The sequence below is a fragment of the Leifsonia sp. EB41 genome (assembly GCF_041262565.1).
Lineage (GTDB): Bacteria > Actinomycetota > Actinomycetes > Actinomycetales > Microbacteriaceae > Leifsonia.
Genome location: NZ_JBGCCJ010000001.1, coordinates 1,830,770 through 1,845,932, shown reverse-complemented (window position 1 = coordinate 1,845,932; position 15,163 = coordinate 1,830,770). Strand labels below are relative to the sequence as shown.

The window sequence follows — 15,163 nt, the reverse complement described above, 5'->3', positions numbered from 1 at the left end:
GATCAAAGCCGTGACCCCACGCGTCGTCGCGCCGCCGGCGAGCCTGGGGATGGGGGTGAGTGTGTACCCGTCGGCGACCGCGATGGTGTGGCAGGGCGTCGGGCACAGGCACGAGGCCGTGGCCGTCCCCGGCGTGCGGCTGGCGCCGGGCGACGCGCTCGTGGAGGTCGAGCTGGCGACGGTGTGCGGTTCGGACATCCACACGGCGCTGGGCCACCGCCTGGCGCCGACGCCGCTCGTGCTCGGCCACGAGCAGGTCGGGCGCGTGGTCGCGCTCGGCCGCGGCGGAGCCAAGACGACCGACGGGCGCCGCGTGGCGCTCGGCGAACGCGTGGTGTGGTCCGTCGCCGTGCCGTGCGGCCGTTGCGCGCGCTGCCGCCGTGGCCTCCCGCAGCGGTGCGTCAGCCTCCAGAAGTACGGTCACGAGCGCATGCGGCGCGGCTGGGAGCTGTCGGGCGGCTTCGCGACCCACACGCACCTCCTCGACGCCACGCCGATCGTCGCGGTGCCGGAGGACCTCCCCGCCGCCGTGCTCGCGCCGGCGTCATGCACGACGGCGACCGTCGCCGCCGCACTGGAGGCCGCTGCCGCGATCGTCCCTCTCGACGGCGCGCTCGTGCTGATCACCGGTGCAGGGATGCTCGGCCTGACCGCGTCGGCCATGGCGACGGAGGCCGGTGCGAAGGTCGTCGTCAGCGACCCGATCCCCGAGCGCCGGGAGGCCGCCCGCCTGTTCGGCGCCGCCGCCGTCGCCGACCCGCGTGCCGCACCGGACTCCCGCGCCGGCCTGCCCGCGGCCCTGGCCAAGGCCGGCGGCCGGGCGGCTGCGCCCACGATCGCGCTCGACTTCTCCGGCAACCCGTCCGCTGTGCGGTCGCTGCTGCCTGTGGTCGACGTCGGCGGCGTCCTGGTCCTGGCCGGCTCGCTCTCGGACGGCCCGGAGCTGCCGCTCGTGCCCGAGCAGCTCGTCCGGCGCCTCCTCACCGTCCGCGGCGTCCACAACTACGCACCGAGGCACCTGGAGCAGGCGGTGCGCTTCCTCGCGGAGGCGGGCACGACGTATCCGTTCGCCGAGCAGGTCGGCGCCGTGTTCCCGCTGGCGGAGGTGGATGCCGCGCTGACGGCGACCGGGCACCTGCGGGTGGCGGTGCGGCCGAACTGACTTCCTGAGCGTTCTCACATCTACGGCTGCCTATTCTGGGAGCCGCCCGACCGTGAGGACCCCCGTGATCGAGACCCCCGTCGCCCCGACCGCCGCCCCCACCGCAGCCCAGCACGCGCCTGCACCTCAGCACGCGCCCGACGCGCCGCCTCCCCGCGCGCCGAGCCGCGCCATCAGCGCCCTGATCTTCTCGAGCCGCTGGCTTCAGGCGCCGCTCTATCTCGGGCTCATCGTCGCCCAGGCGGTGTACGTCTACGTCTTCGTCGTGGAGCTCTGGCACCTCACCGAGGAGGTCGTCTCCGACCCGAGCCACGTGGACGAGGCGTACGTCATGCTCGCCGTCCTCGGACTGATCGACGTCGTGATGATCGCGAACCTGCTGATCATGGTCATCATCGGCGGCTACGAGACGTTCGTCTCCCGGGTCAACGTGAAGGGCCATCCCGACCAGCCGGAGTGGCTGTCGCACGTCAACGCCAACGTGCTCAAGGTGAAGCTGGCGATGGCGATCATCGGCATCTCCTCCATCCACCTGCTGAAGACCTTCATTGCGGTAGGCGACCTCGGCGCCTCCAACGGCGGGTCGATCGACGGGGAGAACTACACGTCGCTGGGCGTGTTCTGGCAGGTCGTCATCCACTGCGTGTTCATCGCCTCGGCTGTCGCCCTCGCCGCCATCGACCGGATGTCGAAGCCGCGGGTGCACGCCGAGCGCTGACCTCCGCGTCCCGGCGTGGCCGTGGCATCGTAGGGGAATGGCCGCCGACCCGTTCGCCCGCTTCTTCGAGCTGCTGCGTGCGCTTCCCGAGCCGGACGACGCCGAGGCGCTGTACGGCGACGATCCGGACGGCCGGCGTCGCGAGCGCAACCTCCGGAGGTATTTCGCGATGCCGCACGCGCCGGTCCTGCTGCTGGGCGAGGCGCCGGGCTGGCGGGGGATGACGGTGACCGGCGTCCCGTTCATATCGGCGCGGGAGGCCGAGGCCGGGGTGGTGCCCGGGCTGGAGCTGCCCGAGCATCCGCAGGCGCCGTGGGAGGCCTCCAGCCGGGTCGTCTGGGCGACGCTGAAGGACTGGCGCGGCCCGCTGCCGCTGTCGTGGCCGGTCTACCCGCTGCACCCCTTCGTCGCGGGCACGCCGCACAGCAACCGCACGCCACGGCCCGCCGAGGTGCGTGCCGGTGCGCCGGTCGCGCTGGAGCTGATCCGCGCGCTGGAGATCGAGACGGTCGTCGCGGTGGGCAGGAAGGCGCAGGGCGCGATCGCGTCGGCGGGACTTGAGGCGCCGGCGATCCGGCATCCCGCACAGGGCGGCGCCGGACTGTTCGCCGAGCAGCTCATCGAGCTGAACCGGGCGCTGGAGCTCTGAGCGCGGTCCGCCTCAGCGACCGGGGCGCTTGCGTCCCTGCGCCGTCACGTCGTCGATGCCGTCGATCGCGTCACGGAGCCGGTCGAGGAACCGGATGACTGTGCGGGACTCGTCGTCGTCCAGCGTCGCGGCCACGTCGACCAGCTCCTCCCGGACGTCGCCGAGGATCGCGCGGTGGATCTCGTCGACGGGGACCGCGGGAACGATGATCAGCGCGCGCCGGTCGAACGGGCTGGGCTCGCGGCGGATGTGGCCCGCCCTCTCGAGCCGGTCGAGCAGCACGGTGATCGACGAGCTCTGGATGCCGAGGTAGTCGCCGAGCTCCTTGGGGCCGACGGCGATGCCGCGCTCCCGGGCGCGCAGCAGGTAGCGGAGCGCCGAGATGTCGTTGACCGTGAGGTTCATGCTCTTCTCGGAGCGGCGTTGCATCGCCGACTCGGCGACCAGGTAGCTCCGGAGGCCTTCGAGGACCTCGAGGGCGCGTTGCCGGTCGGCGCCCGGACGTCCGGACGCGGAGGGGGTGGAATCGGGTCTGCCCGTTGCCATGATGTCGATGATAATCCTGCGGCCCAGCGGGACGCGTCAGACCGCGACGGGTTCGGCCGCGACGGGCTCGGCCGGCTGCGGCGAGAAGTACAGACCGCTCGGGCGCGACGTCTGGTCGGCGAGCGCGTTCAGCCACCGGTCGTCGAGCCGCTCGGGGGTGGGGGACGCGAACTCGTAGCGGAGCGGGATCGCGTTGTCGATCCAGAGCGAGTGACGCCCGATCGGCTCGGCTTCGTCCGGGTTCCAGGTCAGCAGGAACGGTTCGCGCCTGCGCAGCTTCATGGTGATGACGGCCTGCAGGTGCGCGAGCGCGCGGTCGTCGAACTCGAACGATGTGTTGTCGTAGATCAGAGCGCCCATCATCGTCTCCTTCCGCTCGGGCGTGTGAGCGTGGAACGATCATAGCGCTAGCTAGATCAACTAGCTATCCATTTCTCGGAACATTTTCCCCCACTATGGGCTGGCGACGATCAGCCGTTGAGGCTGGTTAGCTAGTCCACCTAGTTACATCCGCCCATTGCCGTCCGGTGACTAAGCAGCGGATCGTGACAACTACCGGCCGCTGCGCGCTTGACGGCGAAAATGCCCCTGGCGTACTATTCCACTTGGAATAATCCCTTCCGATCATCCTCCTATCGAAAGCGCCTGCTCGACAAGCCCATGCCGCACTCCCCGACCCTCACCCCGCTCGCCGTCGCAGCCCTCGCGCTGCTCGCCGAGGGGCCGACGCACCCGTACGAGATGTATCAGACGCTCGTGCTGCGCTCGGAGGACCGGCTCGTCAAGGTGCGGCCGGGCTCGCTGTACCACACGGTCGATCGCCTGGCCCGGCAGGGGCTCGTGCGCGCGACCGGCACCGAGCGCGAGGGCAACCGCCCGGAGCGCACCACCTACGAGATCACGGAGGAGGGCACCCAGGCGCTCGGCGAACGCGTCGCGGACATCATCGCGACCCCGGTCAACGAGTTCCCCGAGTTCCCGCTCGGCCTCGGCGAGGCGCACAACCTCCCGCTCGAGACCGTGATCGACCTCCTCCGCAACCGCGTCGGCCTCATGCGCGCCGACATCGCCCTGCTCGACGACGGAATCCACCGGGTCCGCGCGAAGGGGCTGCCCGAGAAGTACTGGCTCGACGTGCGGTACCTGCGCACGACGGCGGAGGCCGAAGCCGCCGCCCTCGAAGCCCTCATCGACGACCTCGCCTCAGGAGTCATCTCCTGGGACGAGGAGAAAACGCACTGAGAGAAAGAAACACATGGAACGCCAACTGAAGCCGTGGCCCGCCCTCTGGGCGCTCGTCATCGGGTTCTTCATGATCCTGATCGACACGACCATCGTGTCGGTCGCCAACCCGTCGATCATGAAGGGCCTCAACCTCGGTACGGACTACAACGCGGTCATCTGGGTCACCAGCGCCTACCTGCTCGCGTACGCCGTGCCGCTGCTGATCACCGGCCGTCTCGGCGACCGCTTCGGCCCCAAGAACATGTACCTGATCGGTCTCGTCATCTTCACCCTGGCCTCGGCCTGGTGCGGATTCTCGGGCGTCCTGCCCGGCGGCGGGATCGCGATGCTGATCACCGCCCGCGTCGTCCAGGGCCTCGGCGCCTCGCTGATGACCCCGCAGACGATGGCCGTCATCACCCGCATCTTCCCGCCCGACCGCCGCGGTGCGGCCATGGGTCTGTGGGGCGCCGTCGCGGGCGTCGCCACGCTGATCGGGCCGCTGCTCGGCGGCGTGCTGGTCGACTGGCTCGGCTGGGAGTGGATCTTCTTCATCAACGTCCCGGTCGGCGTCGTGGCCTTCATCCTCGCCATGCGGCTCGTCCCGAAGCTCCCGACGCACACCCACGCGTTCGACATCCTCGGCGTTGTGCTCTCGGCCGTCGGCATGTTCCTGCTGGTGTTCGGCATCCAGGAGGGCGGCACCTACAACTGGGGTGTCATCGGGGACGGCCCGTTCTCGGTGTGGGGACTCATCATCTCCGGCATCGTCGTGCTGATCGCCTTCGTCGTCTGGCAGGCGCTCAACAAGAAGGAGCCGCTGCTGCCGCTCCCGCTGTTCCGCGACCGCAACTTCTCGCTGTCGAACGGTGCGATCACGACGGTCGGCTTCGCGGTCACCTGTATGGCGCTCCCGCTGGTGTTCTACTTCCAGACCGTGCGCGGCCTCACCCCGACCCAGTCGGCGCTGATGCTCGCCCCGACCGCTGTGTTCTCCGGCGTGCTCGCCCCGATCATGGGCAAGCTGATCGACAAGATCAACCCGAAGTACATCGCCACCCCCGGGCTGGTGCTGTTCTCGCTGTCGCTGTTCCTGTACTCGCGGATGCTGACCCCGGATGTCAGCATCTGGTGGCTGCTCATCCCGAGCGCGCTGATGGGTATCGCGATGTCGGGCGTCTGGGGACCGATCTCCGCGGTCACCACGCGCAACCTCCCGATGAACCAGGCCGGAGCCGGTTCCGGCGTCTTCAACACGACCCGCCAGATCGGCGCCGTGCTCGGAAGCGCCTCCATCTCCGCGCTCATCACCAGCCGCCTCGCCGCCGACCTGCCGAAGGCCCCGAGCGGCGCGGCGCCGACCGCGACCGCGGGGACCGAGCTGCCGACCTTCCTGCACGCCGGGTTCACCCAGGCGATGTCGGAGGCGCTGCTGCTGCCCGCGGCGGTCGCCTTCCTCGGTGCGCTCATCGTGGTGTGGTGGGCGAAGCCGAAGCCGCCCGCGTGGGGCCCCAGGGCCGCAGGCGGTCAGGGCGCCGCTGGTGAAGCCGGGGCTGGGGCGCCTGCTGGTGCTCCCGCCGGGGAGCCTGTCGGTGTCGGTGCCGTCGCCGCAGAGGGTGCCGGAGCCGGTGGCGTGGCCGGGGAGCCCGTCGGCGTCGCGGAGTCCGCTGCGCCCGCGCACGGCGCGCACGCGGCTTCGGCCCCTGTGGATGCCGCGCGGCACGGCGCGCACGCCGCCGAACCGGCCGCCGACGCGCGACGCGACGGCGAGGAGCACCACGGCATCCACGCCGCCCCCGCGACCGACTAGTCCGGCCGCGCAGCGTAAACAACGGAGGACTCCCCGGCCCACCCGGCCGGGGAGTCCTCCGTTAACTGCTTTTGGACGGTGAGTCGCCCGCGATCTCCTCCGCTGCCTACGCCTGTGCTGTCGATGCCTCGGGGACTACACGCACAACGTTCGCCCACGGGTCGTCGAACGCAACCGAGCGCCCGTCATCCCGGGTCGGCACGCTGTAGTGCCGCATCCGCTCCGTCAGCGCGCCCACATCGTCCGCGCTGGGGAGGCGGAGCTGCACCTCGCCGAGCCCGAGCGCCAGCCGCCGCACGCCCGCGCCGCGGCTGTTCCACGTATTCATCGCCATGTGATGGTGGTATCCGCCCGCCGACACGAACAGGGCCGATGAGCCGAGGGAGGCCGTTGCCTCGAACCCGAGCCGGTCGACGTAGAACGCGCGGGCCGAGGCGACGTCCCCGACCGACAGGTGCACGTGACCGACCACGGCATCGCCGAATCGCGGGTCGTCCGCGGTCGAGCCGTCCAGTGTCGGCAGCTCGGCCAGCGCCGCGCCGCGGTCGCTGAGGTGCTCGCGGAGGAACGAGTTCGGGTCGAGGTAGAGCGTGCCCATCTCCACCTGCCCGTGCGTCCAGCTCCACAGGCTGCGGTCGCGGTCCCAGTACAGCTCGACGCCGTTCCCCTCCGGGTCGGTGAAGTAGAAGGCCTGCGAGACCAAGTGGTCCGCGCTTCCGGTGAATGCGCCGGGGGCGCGGCGTGCGACGGAGTACACCGCTGCCGCGAGGGCCTCCTGGCTGTCGAACACGATCGCGGTGTGGAACAGCCCGGCCTCACCGGGGGAGGCGTGCTTCAGCTCGGGCGCGTGCTCCAGGATCACCGACGGCGTCGCGCCGCGGCCGAGGATGACACGGCCTCCCTCCGCGGCCAGAACGGAGAGCGTGACGGCGTCGCGGTAGTAGGCGGTCATCGCGTCGAGGTCGGCGACCCGGAGGGTCACCGCACCCATCGCGGAGTCGGCTGGAAGCAGTTCGGGCATGGCTGGTGCAACGCGCGACGAGCCGCGGGTATTTCAGGTCTCGATCGCGCCGCCGGTCTCGGCCAGGTAGCGGCGGAGGGTGAGCGACGGGTCGGCGGCCTGCAGCTCGCGATAGCGGGTGAAGTCGAGCTGGGCGCGCAGCGACGTCCCTGCCCGCATCCGCTCGGACTGCGCGCCCTCCACTGTCTGGATGCGCCGCGCTTCGGCGAAGAGCTCGTCGCGGCGGTCGGCGCCGACCACGAGGACGCCGTCGTCGTCGGCGACGATCCAGTCGCCCGGCGTGACGGCGGCACCGTCGAGCATGGCGCTCCGCATGGCGGCGCCGGCGGGCGGCACCCGGCGCGGGCCGAACGGGTTGGCGCCCAGGCTGAACAGCGGGAGGCCGATCTCCCGGAGCTGTGCGGTGTCACGGTGCAGGCCCCAGATCACGGCGCCGGCGAGGCCGGCCTCCCGCGCCTCCAGCAGCATCAGGTCGCCGACGCAGGCCTCGTCGCGCCGCCCGCCGTTGTCGACGACGAGCACGGCGCCGGGAGGGGCGTCGTCGATGGTCTCCAGGAGAACGTCGACGCTGCCGAGGTGCGTGACGGGTGCGGCGGGGCCGTGGAAGGGGCGGCCGGGGAGCAGCGGGAGGAGCGCGACCGGGGCCGCGGCGACGGGGATTCCGAGGCGGACGGCGGCGTCGGCGACGGCGGCGGTGGGGAGGGGAGGAGCATCGGTGCCGGTGGTTTCCATGTCGCGACGCTACCGCCGCGCTCATACGGATGGGGGAATGCGCTTGTCCTCCACAGTGCGGTCTCCCTCACGACTTCTCCACGGATCCAGGTCGGGTCTTCTCCGACGTGAGCCGCTGCCCAAGGATGGTTCCGGGAGGCGCGATGAGACGGATAGTGCGGCTGGCTCGCCGGTACTGGGTCGTGACGATGACGCTGGGCATCGGCGTGGTCGGCGTCGTCCTGGCGCTGGCGGGCGCCGGGTGGCTGGTGCAGTGGCTGTTCAGCGTCTACGCGCTCGTCATCGCCGGGTGGCAGGCGGTCGGGATGGTCCGCGCGATGGCGCACGGCCGGTTCGGTCTCGACATCCTGGCGATCACGGCGATCGTCGCTACGGTGCTGGTCGGCGAGTTCGTGGCCGCGTTGATCGTCGTGCTCATGCTGACCGGCGGCGACGCACTGGAGGACTATGCCAACCGCCGGGCGAAACGCGAGCTCGACGCCCTCCTCACGCGCGCGCCGCAGTTGGCGCACCGCGTGGTCGACGGCGGCTATCAGGACGTGCCGGTCGACCAGGTGGAGGTGGGCGATGCGCTGCTCGTCCGGCCGTCCGAGATCGTGCCGGTGGACGGCGTCCTGCTCTCGGCCCGCGCGGCGTTCGATCAAGCCTCGATCACGGGAGAGAGCATCCCGGTCGAGAAGACCGCGGGCGACGAGGTGCTGAGCGGGTCGGTGAACGGGCAGGAGGCGGTCGAACTGCGGGCGACGTCCACCGCCGCGTCCTCGCAGTACCAGCAGATCGTCGCGCTGGTCGCGCAGGCGGCGGAGAGCAAGGCGCCCGTGGTCCGGCTCGCCGACCGCTACGCCGTGCCGTTCACCGTGTTCTCGCTGGCGCTCGGTGCGATCGCCTGGTGGCTGAGCGGCGACCCGGTGAGATTCGCCGAGGTGCTCGTCCTGGCGACGCCGTGCCCGCTGCTCATCGCGGCCCCTGTCGCGTTCATCGGCGGGATGAGCCGGGGCGCGCGCAACAGCATCATCGTCAAATCCGGCGGAGTGCTGGAGCAGCTCGCCCGGGCGCGCACGGCGGTCTTCGACAAGACGGGCACGCTCACCTATGGCGCCCCGGCCCTCAGCGACGTCCGCCCGCAGCCGCCGTTCGACGCGGACGAGCTGCTGACCGCAGTGGCGAGCGCCGAGCAGTACTCGTCCCACGTGCTCGCGGCGTCCTTCATCCACGCGGCTCGGGAACGCGGGCTGGAGCTGCGCGAGGCCTCGTCCGCGCAGGAGGCCGCGACCAACGGCGTCGTGGCGGACATCGACGGCAGGGAGGTCGTGGTCGGTAAATTCGCGTTCGTCGTCGCGCACGCTCCCGACGCCGTCCGCACCCCGATCGCGCCGGGCGAGCTGGCGGTCTACGTCGCGATCGGCGGACGGTTCGCCGGCGCGCTGCTCGCGAGCGACCGGCTGCGGTCGAACGCCGCGGCCACGCTCCGCGAGCTCTTCGCGCTCGGTGTCACGAACACCATGATGCTCACCGGCGACGCCCGGGAGACCGCCGAGCACATCGCCGGGGAGCTCGGCATCACGCGCGTCCGCGCGGAGTGCCTGCCGGCCGACAAGGTCGCCGAGGTCGCCGGCGTCGCCCAACGGCCCGTGATCATGGTCGGCGACGGCGTGAACGACGCCCCCGTGCTCGCCGCCGCGGACGTCGGGATCGCGATGGGCGCCAAAGGCGCGACCGCGGCGAGCGAGTCGGCCGACGCGGTGATCCTCGTGGACGACATCCACGGCGTCGCCCTCGCGGTGCGGATCGGCACCGACACCGTGCGCATCGCCCTCCAGAGCATATGGCTCGGGATCGCGGTGTCGGTCGTGCTGATGCTGATCGCGGCGTTCGGCTTCATCCCGGCGACGGCGGGTGCCCTCATCCAGGAGCTGGTCGACGTGGCGACCATCCTCGCCGCGCTGAGGGCGATCGGCGGCCGGCTGGACGCGCGTGCGGCCGTGGCGGAGCCGCGGGCCGGGCCGCCGGTGCGCGAGAGCGGAGAGCGGCGGTCGCGCTAGCGGGAGGCCTGCGCCCCGACTACCGGCCGGTCAGCCGCTCCAGCAGCTCCCGGTACCGGCCGGCCGTGCGCTCCACCACCTCGGCGGGAAGCTCCGGCGGGGTGCCCTGCTTGTCCCAGTTGGCGGCGAGCCAGTCGCGGACGATCTGCTTGTCGAAGCTGGCCATCCGCTCGGACGGGGTCGCGGCCGTAGCGAACACGTCGGCGTCCCAGTAGCGGCTGGAGTCGCTGGTGAGCACCTCGTCCGCGAGCGTGATCTCGCCGGTGGTGCGGTCGGCGCCGAACTCGAACTTCGTGTCCGCGATGATGACGCCGTGCTCCTCGGCGATGGCCGCGCCGCGCGCGTACACATCCAGCGACAGCCGGCAGAGCTCCTCCGCGACCTCCGGGCCGACCAGCTCGACCGTGCGCTCGAAGCTGATGTTCTCATCGTGCGCGCCGAGCGGAGCCTTCCACGCGGGCGTGTAGATCGGCTCCGGCAGCCGGTCGCCGTCCGTGAGCCCGGCCGGGAGCGGGACGCCGCAGACACTCTGCGTCGCCTGGTACTCGGCCCAGCCGCTGCCGGTCAGGTAGCCGCGGACGACGCACTCGATCGGGAACATGTCCAACGGCTTCACGAGCATCGCGCGACCCGCGACCTCGGCCGGGATCCGCTCGACGACGCGGTCGCCCTCCAGCACGTGATCCGGGATGAGGTGGTTCGGGACACTGCCCAGGCGGTCGAACCACCACAGGCTCAGCGTGGTGAGCAGCTCGCCCTTGCCCGGGATGCCGGGCTCGAGCACATGGTCGAACGCACTCACCCGATCGGAGGCCACCACGAGCACGGCGGCCGTGTCGTCCAGCCCCTCAGCGCCCTCGGGGACGTAGAGGTCGCGGACCTTCCCGGAGTAGACGTGCTTCCAGCCTGCCAGTTCGCTCACCCGTCCATCGTAGGGGTCGCGCCGTCGTCAGATCGTGCGTCCGCCGTCGACGGCGAGCACGTCGCCGGTCACGTACGACGCCGCAGGCGACGCGAGCCACGCGACCGCCGCGGCGACCTCCTCCGGGGTGCCCATCCGGCCGACCGGGACGTAACCGCCGATCCGCTCGCGCGTCGCGTCGTCCAGCCGGAGGTTGCCGCCGGACATGATCGGGCCGGGCGCGACCGCGTTCACCCGGATACCCGACCGCGCCTCGTCGAGCGCCGTCGTCAGGGTCAGGCCGATCACCGCGTGCTTCGCCGCCGCGTACGCCGACATCCCGGGGGCGCCGCGGGTCCCGGCGGTGGAGGTGATGTTCACGATGGCGCGCGGCCCGGCGGACGCCCGCAGCGCCCGCACTTCGGCGCGCATCGCGACGGCCACCGTACGGAAGTTCACCGCGACGATCTGGTCGAACACGTCCGCAGGCATGTCCGCGAGCGGGGTGGGCATGTGGCCGCGGCCGACGTTGTTGACGGCGACCGCGAGCCCGTCGCCGAGCCCGGCCACCGCGGCGATGGCGGACTCGAGCGCGCCGTCGTCGGTGGCGTCGAGCGGGAAGGTCTGCGGGCAGGCGACTCCGGATGCGACGAGCTCGTCCTGGAGGGTGCGCAGTGCGTCCGCGTCCCGCGCAGCGGGGGCGATGAGGAGGCCGTCCGCGCCGAGCGCCCGGCAGATCGCGTTTCCGATGGCCCCGTTCGCGCCGAGGACGAACGCGACGCGAAGTGTCTGGTTGTCGTGGGATGTCTGGTTCACGGCCGCACCTCCTCGCGCGTCCCCGCCCGATCCCGCACCTCGCGCCGATCCAGCGGCAGCAGGAACCCCGCCGCGATCAGCCACGCGATCCCCGCGAAGCGTCCGATCGGGATCAGGAACTGCAGCGGCTCGACGGCGAGGGACAGGAACGACAGCTCCGAGAGCGCCGCCACCACCAGTCCCGCCCACGCCAGCCAGCGCGGGAGCAGGCCGAGGATGACACCCGGCACCGCCATCCCGGCGATCAGCAGGCCGAGGCCGACGACGTAGCCGACGCCGCCAAAGACGAACGCCAGGAACGAGAACGCGAGCGCCAGGCGCGGGTCCGACGTCAGCTCGGGACGGCTCAGCAAATAGGTGCCGAACGCCGACACCATCAGCAGGATCGACGCGGTGAGGCCGCCCGTGAAGCCGATCGCCGGACCGGGGACGCGCACCCCCAGGCGCTGGAGGCGGGCGAACGCGGTGGCGGCGTAGATCTCGAGCGGCACGGCGGAGCCGAACTGCAGCATCGCGCCCACACGGATGGCAGCCCAATCGGCGTGCGCGTGCGCGGCGACCGCGTCCGCACCGGCGAAGGGTGAGAGGAACGCGCCGGCGCCGGACAGCACGAAGCCGACGATCAGCGCGAGCAGGAACAGGCCGGCGTGGACGACTGCGAGGATGCCCAGGGGCGGGCCGTCCGGTCGGCGACGACGGGGAGTCGGCGGGATATCGTTCATGTTTGAAATGATTACACTGTGTAATCGTTACGCGCAAGCGCTATTCTGGATTCTGTGACGTCCATCCCCCAGCGCGCCCGCCGCGGCGCCCCGCCGCGCACGGCGTTCCTGCTCGCCCAGCTCGGAGCGGACGCCGCAGACCGTTTCGCCGTACGCGTCGCGACCCTGGGCCTGACGCCACGGGAGGCCGGCGCGATCCGGGTGCTGGGCAGGCGCCAAGGGCTCAGCCAGCGCGAGCTCGCCGAGCAGCTCGGCACGGTCCCGAGCCGGCTGGTCGCGCTGGTGGACGAGCTGGAGGCGAAGGGGTTCGTCGTCCGCGAGCGCAGTGAGGGCGACCGCCGCAACAACGTCCTCACCCTCGCGCCCGAGGGCGAGCGGATGCTCGCGCGGCTGCGGGAGGTCGCCGAGGCGCACCAGGCGGACCTCCTGTCCCCCCTCGACGACGACGAGCAGCTCGCCCTCGCGACGCTCCTCGCCAAACTCGCCGCCGCCTCCACCGTCCCGCCCGACGGCCACCCCGGCTTCCGCCGCTGACCGTCGGGTAGGCGAACCGTCAGGCCAGGAGCTTCGCCTTCGCGGCGCTGAACTCCTCGTCCGACAGGATCCCCTGCGAATGCAGAGTGGCGAGCTGCTGGATCTTCGCCATCATGTCGTCGGCGGGAGGCGCCGCCGGAGCCGCAGCCTGCTGCTGAGCGGCCGCCTCCTGCGCCGCCTGCTGCATCTGCGCCTGCTGCTGCTCCTGCTCGTAGGCCTGCTGCTCGTACTGGTTCTGCTGGCGCTGCGCCTGCCGCCGCTGCACGTTGCCGGACACGGCGGTCGCCGTCCCGGCTACGACGGCCGTGCGGGCCGCCATCCCGATCAGTCCCGGGCGTCCCATTCGTCCTAAAGGCATGTCCCCACTCCTCAGCTCTCGACCGTCTCGACATCGACGTCGGACTCCACGTAGTCCTCGAACTCCCCGGCCACGACCGCGTTGACGACCGGCGCGGGGATGCGCTCGCTGTGGACCACCAGGCCGCCCGCCTGGAAGAACTTGCTGGCGAGGTCCTTCGCCCAGAGGTGCTCGATGACCAGGATCGCCCCGGTCGAGCCCGGCTCGATCAGCTCGGCGATCGAGTCCACATCCTCCCCGCCCGCGAGGCCGCCGGCGTCGAGGGTGATGTCGGCCATGCCGATCTCGTCGCCGATCTCCTCCAGCTCCACGATCTCGATCCCGCCGTCGGCGTGACGCATCACGAACAGGAGGTCGAGCAGACGGACAGTGCCGCTCTCCACCAGGTCGAGGATGGCCTGGACCACCCCAGGTGACGGTCTGTCGTTGTCGAACTGGGCGACGATGAACTCCGCCGGGCCGTACTCGAATTCAGCCATCTCACGCCTCCGTCAGCGGGCCGGTCCCGCTTTCACGGCAGACGATACACAGGCGCACTCAGCCCGGCAATGACCGATTTCCGGCCGCGGGGAGGCGCGAGATGTGCACGGTCACATCCCTAGACTGGGACCCTGCGGACACCGCCGTCGACGTCGAGAAGGGACCCTTTGTGGGCGAGAAGAACTGGGCAGGAAACCACGAGTACCGGGCGCAGCGGATCGCGCGCCCGACCAGCGTGGAGGAGCTCCGCGAGGTCGTGGCGGGTGCGACGTCGGTGCGGGCGCTCGGCAGCAGGCACTCGTTCAACGACCTTGCCGACACCGACGGCGTCCTGGTCAGCACGGCCGGCCTCCCGGCGGACATCCGCATCGACGCGGAGGCGCGCACGGTGACCGTGGGCGGAGGCGTACGGTACGGCGACCTCGCCCGCGAACTCCAGACGGCGGGCTGGGCGCTGCACAACCTCGCCTCGTTGCCGCACATCTCCGTCGCCGGCGCCATCGCGACGGCGACGCACGGCTCCGGCGACCGCAACGGCAACCTGTCGACCGCCGTCGCTGGGCTGCGCATCCTCACCGGTTCGGGCGAGCTCGTGGACTTCGCCCGCGGCGACGCCGGCTTCGAGGGCGCGGCGGTCTCGCTCGGCGCACTCGGGGTGGTGACGGAGGTCGTGCTCGACATCCGGCCGACCTTCGACGTGCGGCAGCGGCTGTTCGGCGGCGTCCCCTGGGAGGCCGTGACCTCGCGGTTCGACGAGGTCACCTCTGCGGCGTACAGCGTCTCCCTCTTCACGACCTGGGACGAGGACGCCGTCTCGCTCGCCTGGCTGAAGGAGCTGGACGGCGCCGCGACGCCGATCGCCGACGACTTCTCCGGCGCGCCCGCCCTCACCGAAGCGCGGCACATGATCGCGGCGATGGACGTCCGCAACACGACGGAGCAGCTCGGCGTGGCCGGCCCGTGGAGCGAGCGCCTCGCGCACTTCCGCTTCGAGTTCACGCCGTCCAACGGCGAGGAGATCCAGTCCGAGTACCTGGTGCCGCGGGCGCGGGCGGTGGAGGCCATCCAGGCGGTGCGCGAGCTCGCCCCGCTGATCGCGCCGCTGCTGCAGATCAGCGAGATCCGCACGGTCGCGGCCGACGACCTGTGGCTGTCCAGCGCGTACGGCACGGACGTGGTGGGCCTCCACTTCACCTGGTTCCGCGACCAGGCCGGCGTGGAGGCCGTGCTCCCCGTGCTCGAGGCCGCCCTGCTGCCGCTCGGCGCCCGCCCGCACTGGGGCAAGCTGTACCTCGACCGCGACGGCGTCGTCCCCGCGCTCTACCCGCGCCTCGACGCGTTCCGCGCCCTGGCCGAATCCCTCGACCCCGAGGGCCGCTTCCGTAACCCCTTCCTCACCCGCCTCCTCGCCTGACCGCGCCGCGAGGCGGCGCAAAGTGCGGCCGAAG

At 71.7% G+C, this 15,163-nt stretch carries 17 protein-coding genes; 8 read left to right on the top strand and 9 right to left on the bottom strand.

The features are described from left to right. The first annotated feature begins 10 nt into the window (after positions 1–10). The 3 genes from ABH923_RS09010 to ABH923_RS09000 all read left to right on the top strand — a co-directional run bounded on the left by ABH923_RS09010 (position 11) and on the right by ABH923_RS09000 (position 2,529). Entirely contained in the window at positions 11–1,162 is a 1,152-nt protein-coding gene (locus ABH923_RS09010; protein WP_370055022.1) for an alcohol dehydrogenase catalytic domain-containing protein, read from the top strand. A gap of 64 nt (positions 1,163–1,226) precedes the next feature. After that, positions 1,227–1,880 (top strand): TIGR00645 family protein, encoded by a 654-nt coding sequence (locus ABH923_RS09005; protein WP_370055021.1) that lies wholly within the window; start codon positions 1,227–1,229, stop codon positions 1,878–1,880. Positions 1,881–1,917: 37 nt separating this feature from the next. Beyond that, the gene (locus tag ABH923_RS09000) at positions 1,918–2,529 is read left to right on the top strand and encodes a uracil-DNA glycosylase (protein WP_370055020.1); all 612 of its coding nucleotides are present in this window, start codon (positions 1,918–1,920) and stop codon (positions 2,527–2,529) included. A gap of 12 nt (positions 2,530–2,541) precedes the next feature. On the opposite strand, the gene ABH923_RS08995 is transcribed toward ABH923_RS09000, so the two are convergent. Then, positions 2,542–3,075: a MarR family winged helix-turn-helix transcriptional regulator gene (locus ABH923_RS08995; RefSeq protein WP_370055019.1), complete on the bottom strand. Its 534-nt coding sequence runs from the start codon at positions 3,073–3,075 to the stop codon at positions 2,542–2,544. A gap of 36 nt (positions 3,076–3,111) precedes the next feature. Further along, the gene (locus ABH923_RS08990) at positions 3,112–3,435 is read right to left on the bottom strand and encodes a hypothetical protein (RefSeq protein WP_370055018.1); all 324 of its coding nucleotides are present in this window, start codon (positions 3,433–3,435) and stop codon (positions 3,112–3,114) included. A gap of 300 nt (positions 3,436–3,735) precedes the next feature. Between ABH923_RS08990 and ABH923_RS08985 the strand changes: the two genes are divergently transcribed. Together ABH923_RS08985 and ABH923_RS08980 are read left to right on the top strand one after the other, a co-directional pair. Beyond that, positions 3,736–4,317 carry a PadR family transcriptional regulator gene (locus ABH923_RS08985; protein ID WP_370055017.1) on the top strand — a complete coding sequence of 194 codons (582 nt, stop codon included), beginning with the start codon at positions 3,736–3,738 and terminating at the stop codon, positions 4,315–4,317. Positions 4,318–4,330: 13 nt separating this feature from the next. Beyond that, on the top strand, positions 4,331–6,109 hold the full coding sequence (locus ABH923_RS08980) for a DHA2 family efflux MFS transporter permease subunit (protein WP_370055016.1): 1,779 nt from the start codon (positions 4,331–4,333) through the stop codon (positions 6,107–6,109). 106 nt (positions 6,110–6,215) lie between these two features. On the opposite strand, the gene ABH923_RS08975 is transcribed toward ABH923_RS08980, so the two are convergent. Both ABH923_RS08975 and ABH923_RS08970 read right to left on the bottom strand, forming a co-directional pair. Beyond that, on the bottom strand, positions 6,216–7,130 hold the full coding sequence (locus tag ABH923_RS08975; RefSeq protein ID WP_370055015.1) for a VOC family protein: 915 nt from the start codon (positions 7,128–7,130) through the stop codon (positions 6,216–6,218). A 33-nt stretch (positions 7,131–7,163) separates the two neighbouring features. Beyond that, positions 7,164–7,862, bottom strand: a complete 699-nt coding sequence (locus ABH923_RS08970) for an RraA family protein (protein ID WP_370055014.1) — start codon at positions 7,860–7,862, stop codon at positions 7,164–7,166. A 143-nt stretch (positions 7,863–8,005) separates the two neighbouring features. On the opposite strand from ABH923_RS08970, the gene ABH923_RS08965 reads away from it, so the two are divergent. After that, positions 8,006–9,904 (top strand): heavy metal translocating P-type ATPase, encoded by a 1,899-nt coding sequence (locus tag ABH923_RS08965; RefSeq protein ID WP_370055013.1) that lies wholly within the window; start codon positions 8,006–8,008, stop codon positions 9,902–9,904. A 19-nt stretch (positions 9,905–9,923) separates the two neighbouring features. On the opposite strand, the gene ABH923_RS08960 is transcribed toward ABH923_RS08965, so the two are convergent. From ABH923_RS08960 to ABH923_RS08950, 3 genes are read right to left on the bottom strand one after another with little or no spacing between them, the layout of a single operon-like run. Continuing rightward, positions 9,924–10,826 (bottom strand): phosphoribosylaminoimidazolesuccinocarboxamide synthase, encoded by a 903-nt coding sequence (locus ABH923_RS08960; protein ID WP_370055012.1) that lies wholly within the window; start codon positions 10,824–10,826, stop codon positions 9,924–9,926. 27 nt (positions 10,827–10,853) lie between these two features. After that, positions 10,854–11,621 (bottom strand): SDR family NAD(P)-dependent oxidoreductase, encoded by a 768-nt coding sequence (locus ABH923_RS08955; protein WP_370055011.1) that lies wholly within the window; start codon positions 11,619–11,621, stop codon positions 10,854–10,856. Next, positions 11,618–12,343 (bottom strand): hypothetical protein, encoded by a 726-nt coding sequence (locus ABH923_RS08950; protein ID WP_370055009.1) that lies wholly within the window; start codon positions 12,341–12,343, stop codon positions 11,618–11,620. Before ABH923_RS08950 ends, ABH923_RS08955 begins: the two co-directional genes overlap by 4 nt. Before the next feature lie 54 nt (positions 12,344–12,397). Here ABH923_RS08950 and ABH923_RS08945 point away from each other — a divergent pair, with 54 nt between their 5' ends. Next, complete coding sequence (locus tag ABH923_RS08945) at positions 12,398–12,877, top strand: MarR family winged helix-turn-helix transcriptional regulator (RefSeq protein WP_370055008.1); 480 nt, start codon at positions 12,398–12,400, stop codon at positions 12,875–12,877. A 19-nt stretch (positions 12,878–12,896) separates the two neighbouring features. Here the strand turns inward: ABH923_RS08945 and ABH923_RS08940 are convergent, their stop codons facing one another. Beyond that, positions 12,897–13,235 carry an SHOCT domain-containing protein gene (locus ABH923_RS08940; RefSeq protein ID WP_370055007.1) on the bottom strand — a complete coding sequence of 113 codons (339 nt, stop codon included), beginning with the start codon at positions 13,233–13,235 and terminating at the stop codon, positions 12,897–12,899. 11 nt (positions 13,236–13,246) lie between these two features. Continuing rightward, positions 13,247–13,714, bottom strand: a complete 468-nt coding sequence (locus ABH923_RS08935; protein ID WP_370055006.1) for a DUF6325 family protein — start codon at positions 13,712–13,714, stop codon at positions 13,247–13,249. A 170-nt stretch (positions 13,715–13,884) separates the two neighbouring features. Here ABH923_RS08935 and ABH923_RS08930 point away from each other — a divergent pair, with 170 nt between their 5' ends. Next, the gene (locus ABH923_RS08930) at positions 13,885–15,129 is read left to right on the top strand and encodes an FAD-binding protein (protein WP_370057327.1); all 1,245 of its coding nucleotides are present in this window, start codon (positions 13,885–13,887) and stop codon (positions 15,127–15,129) included. Positions 15,130–15,163 lie beyond the last annotated feature (34 nt).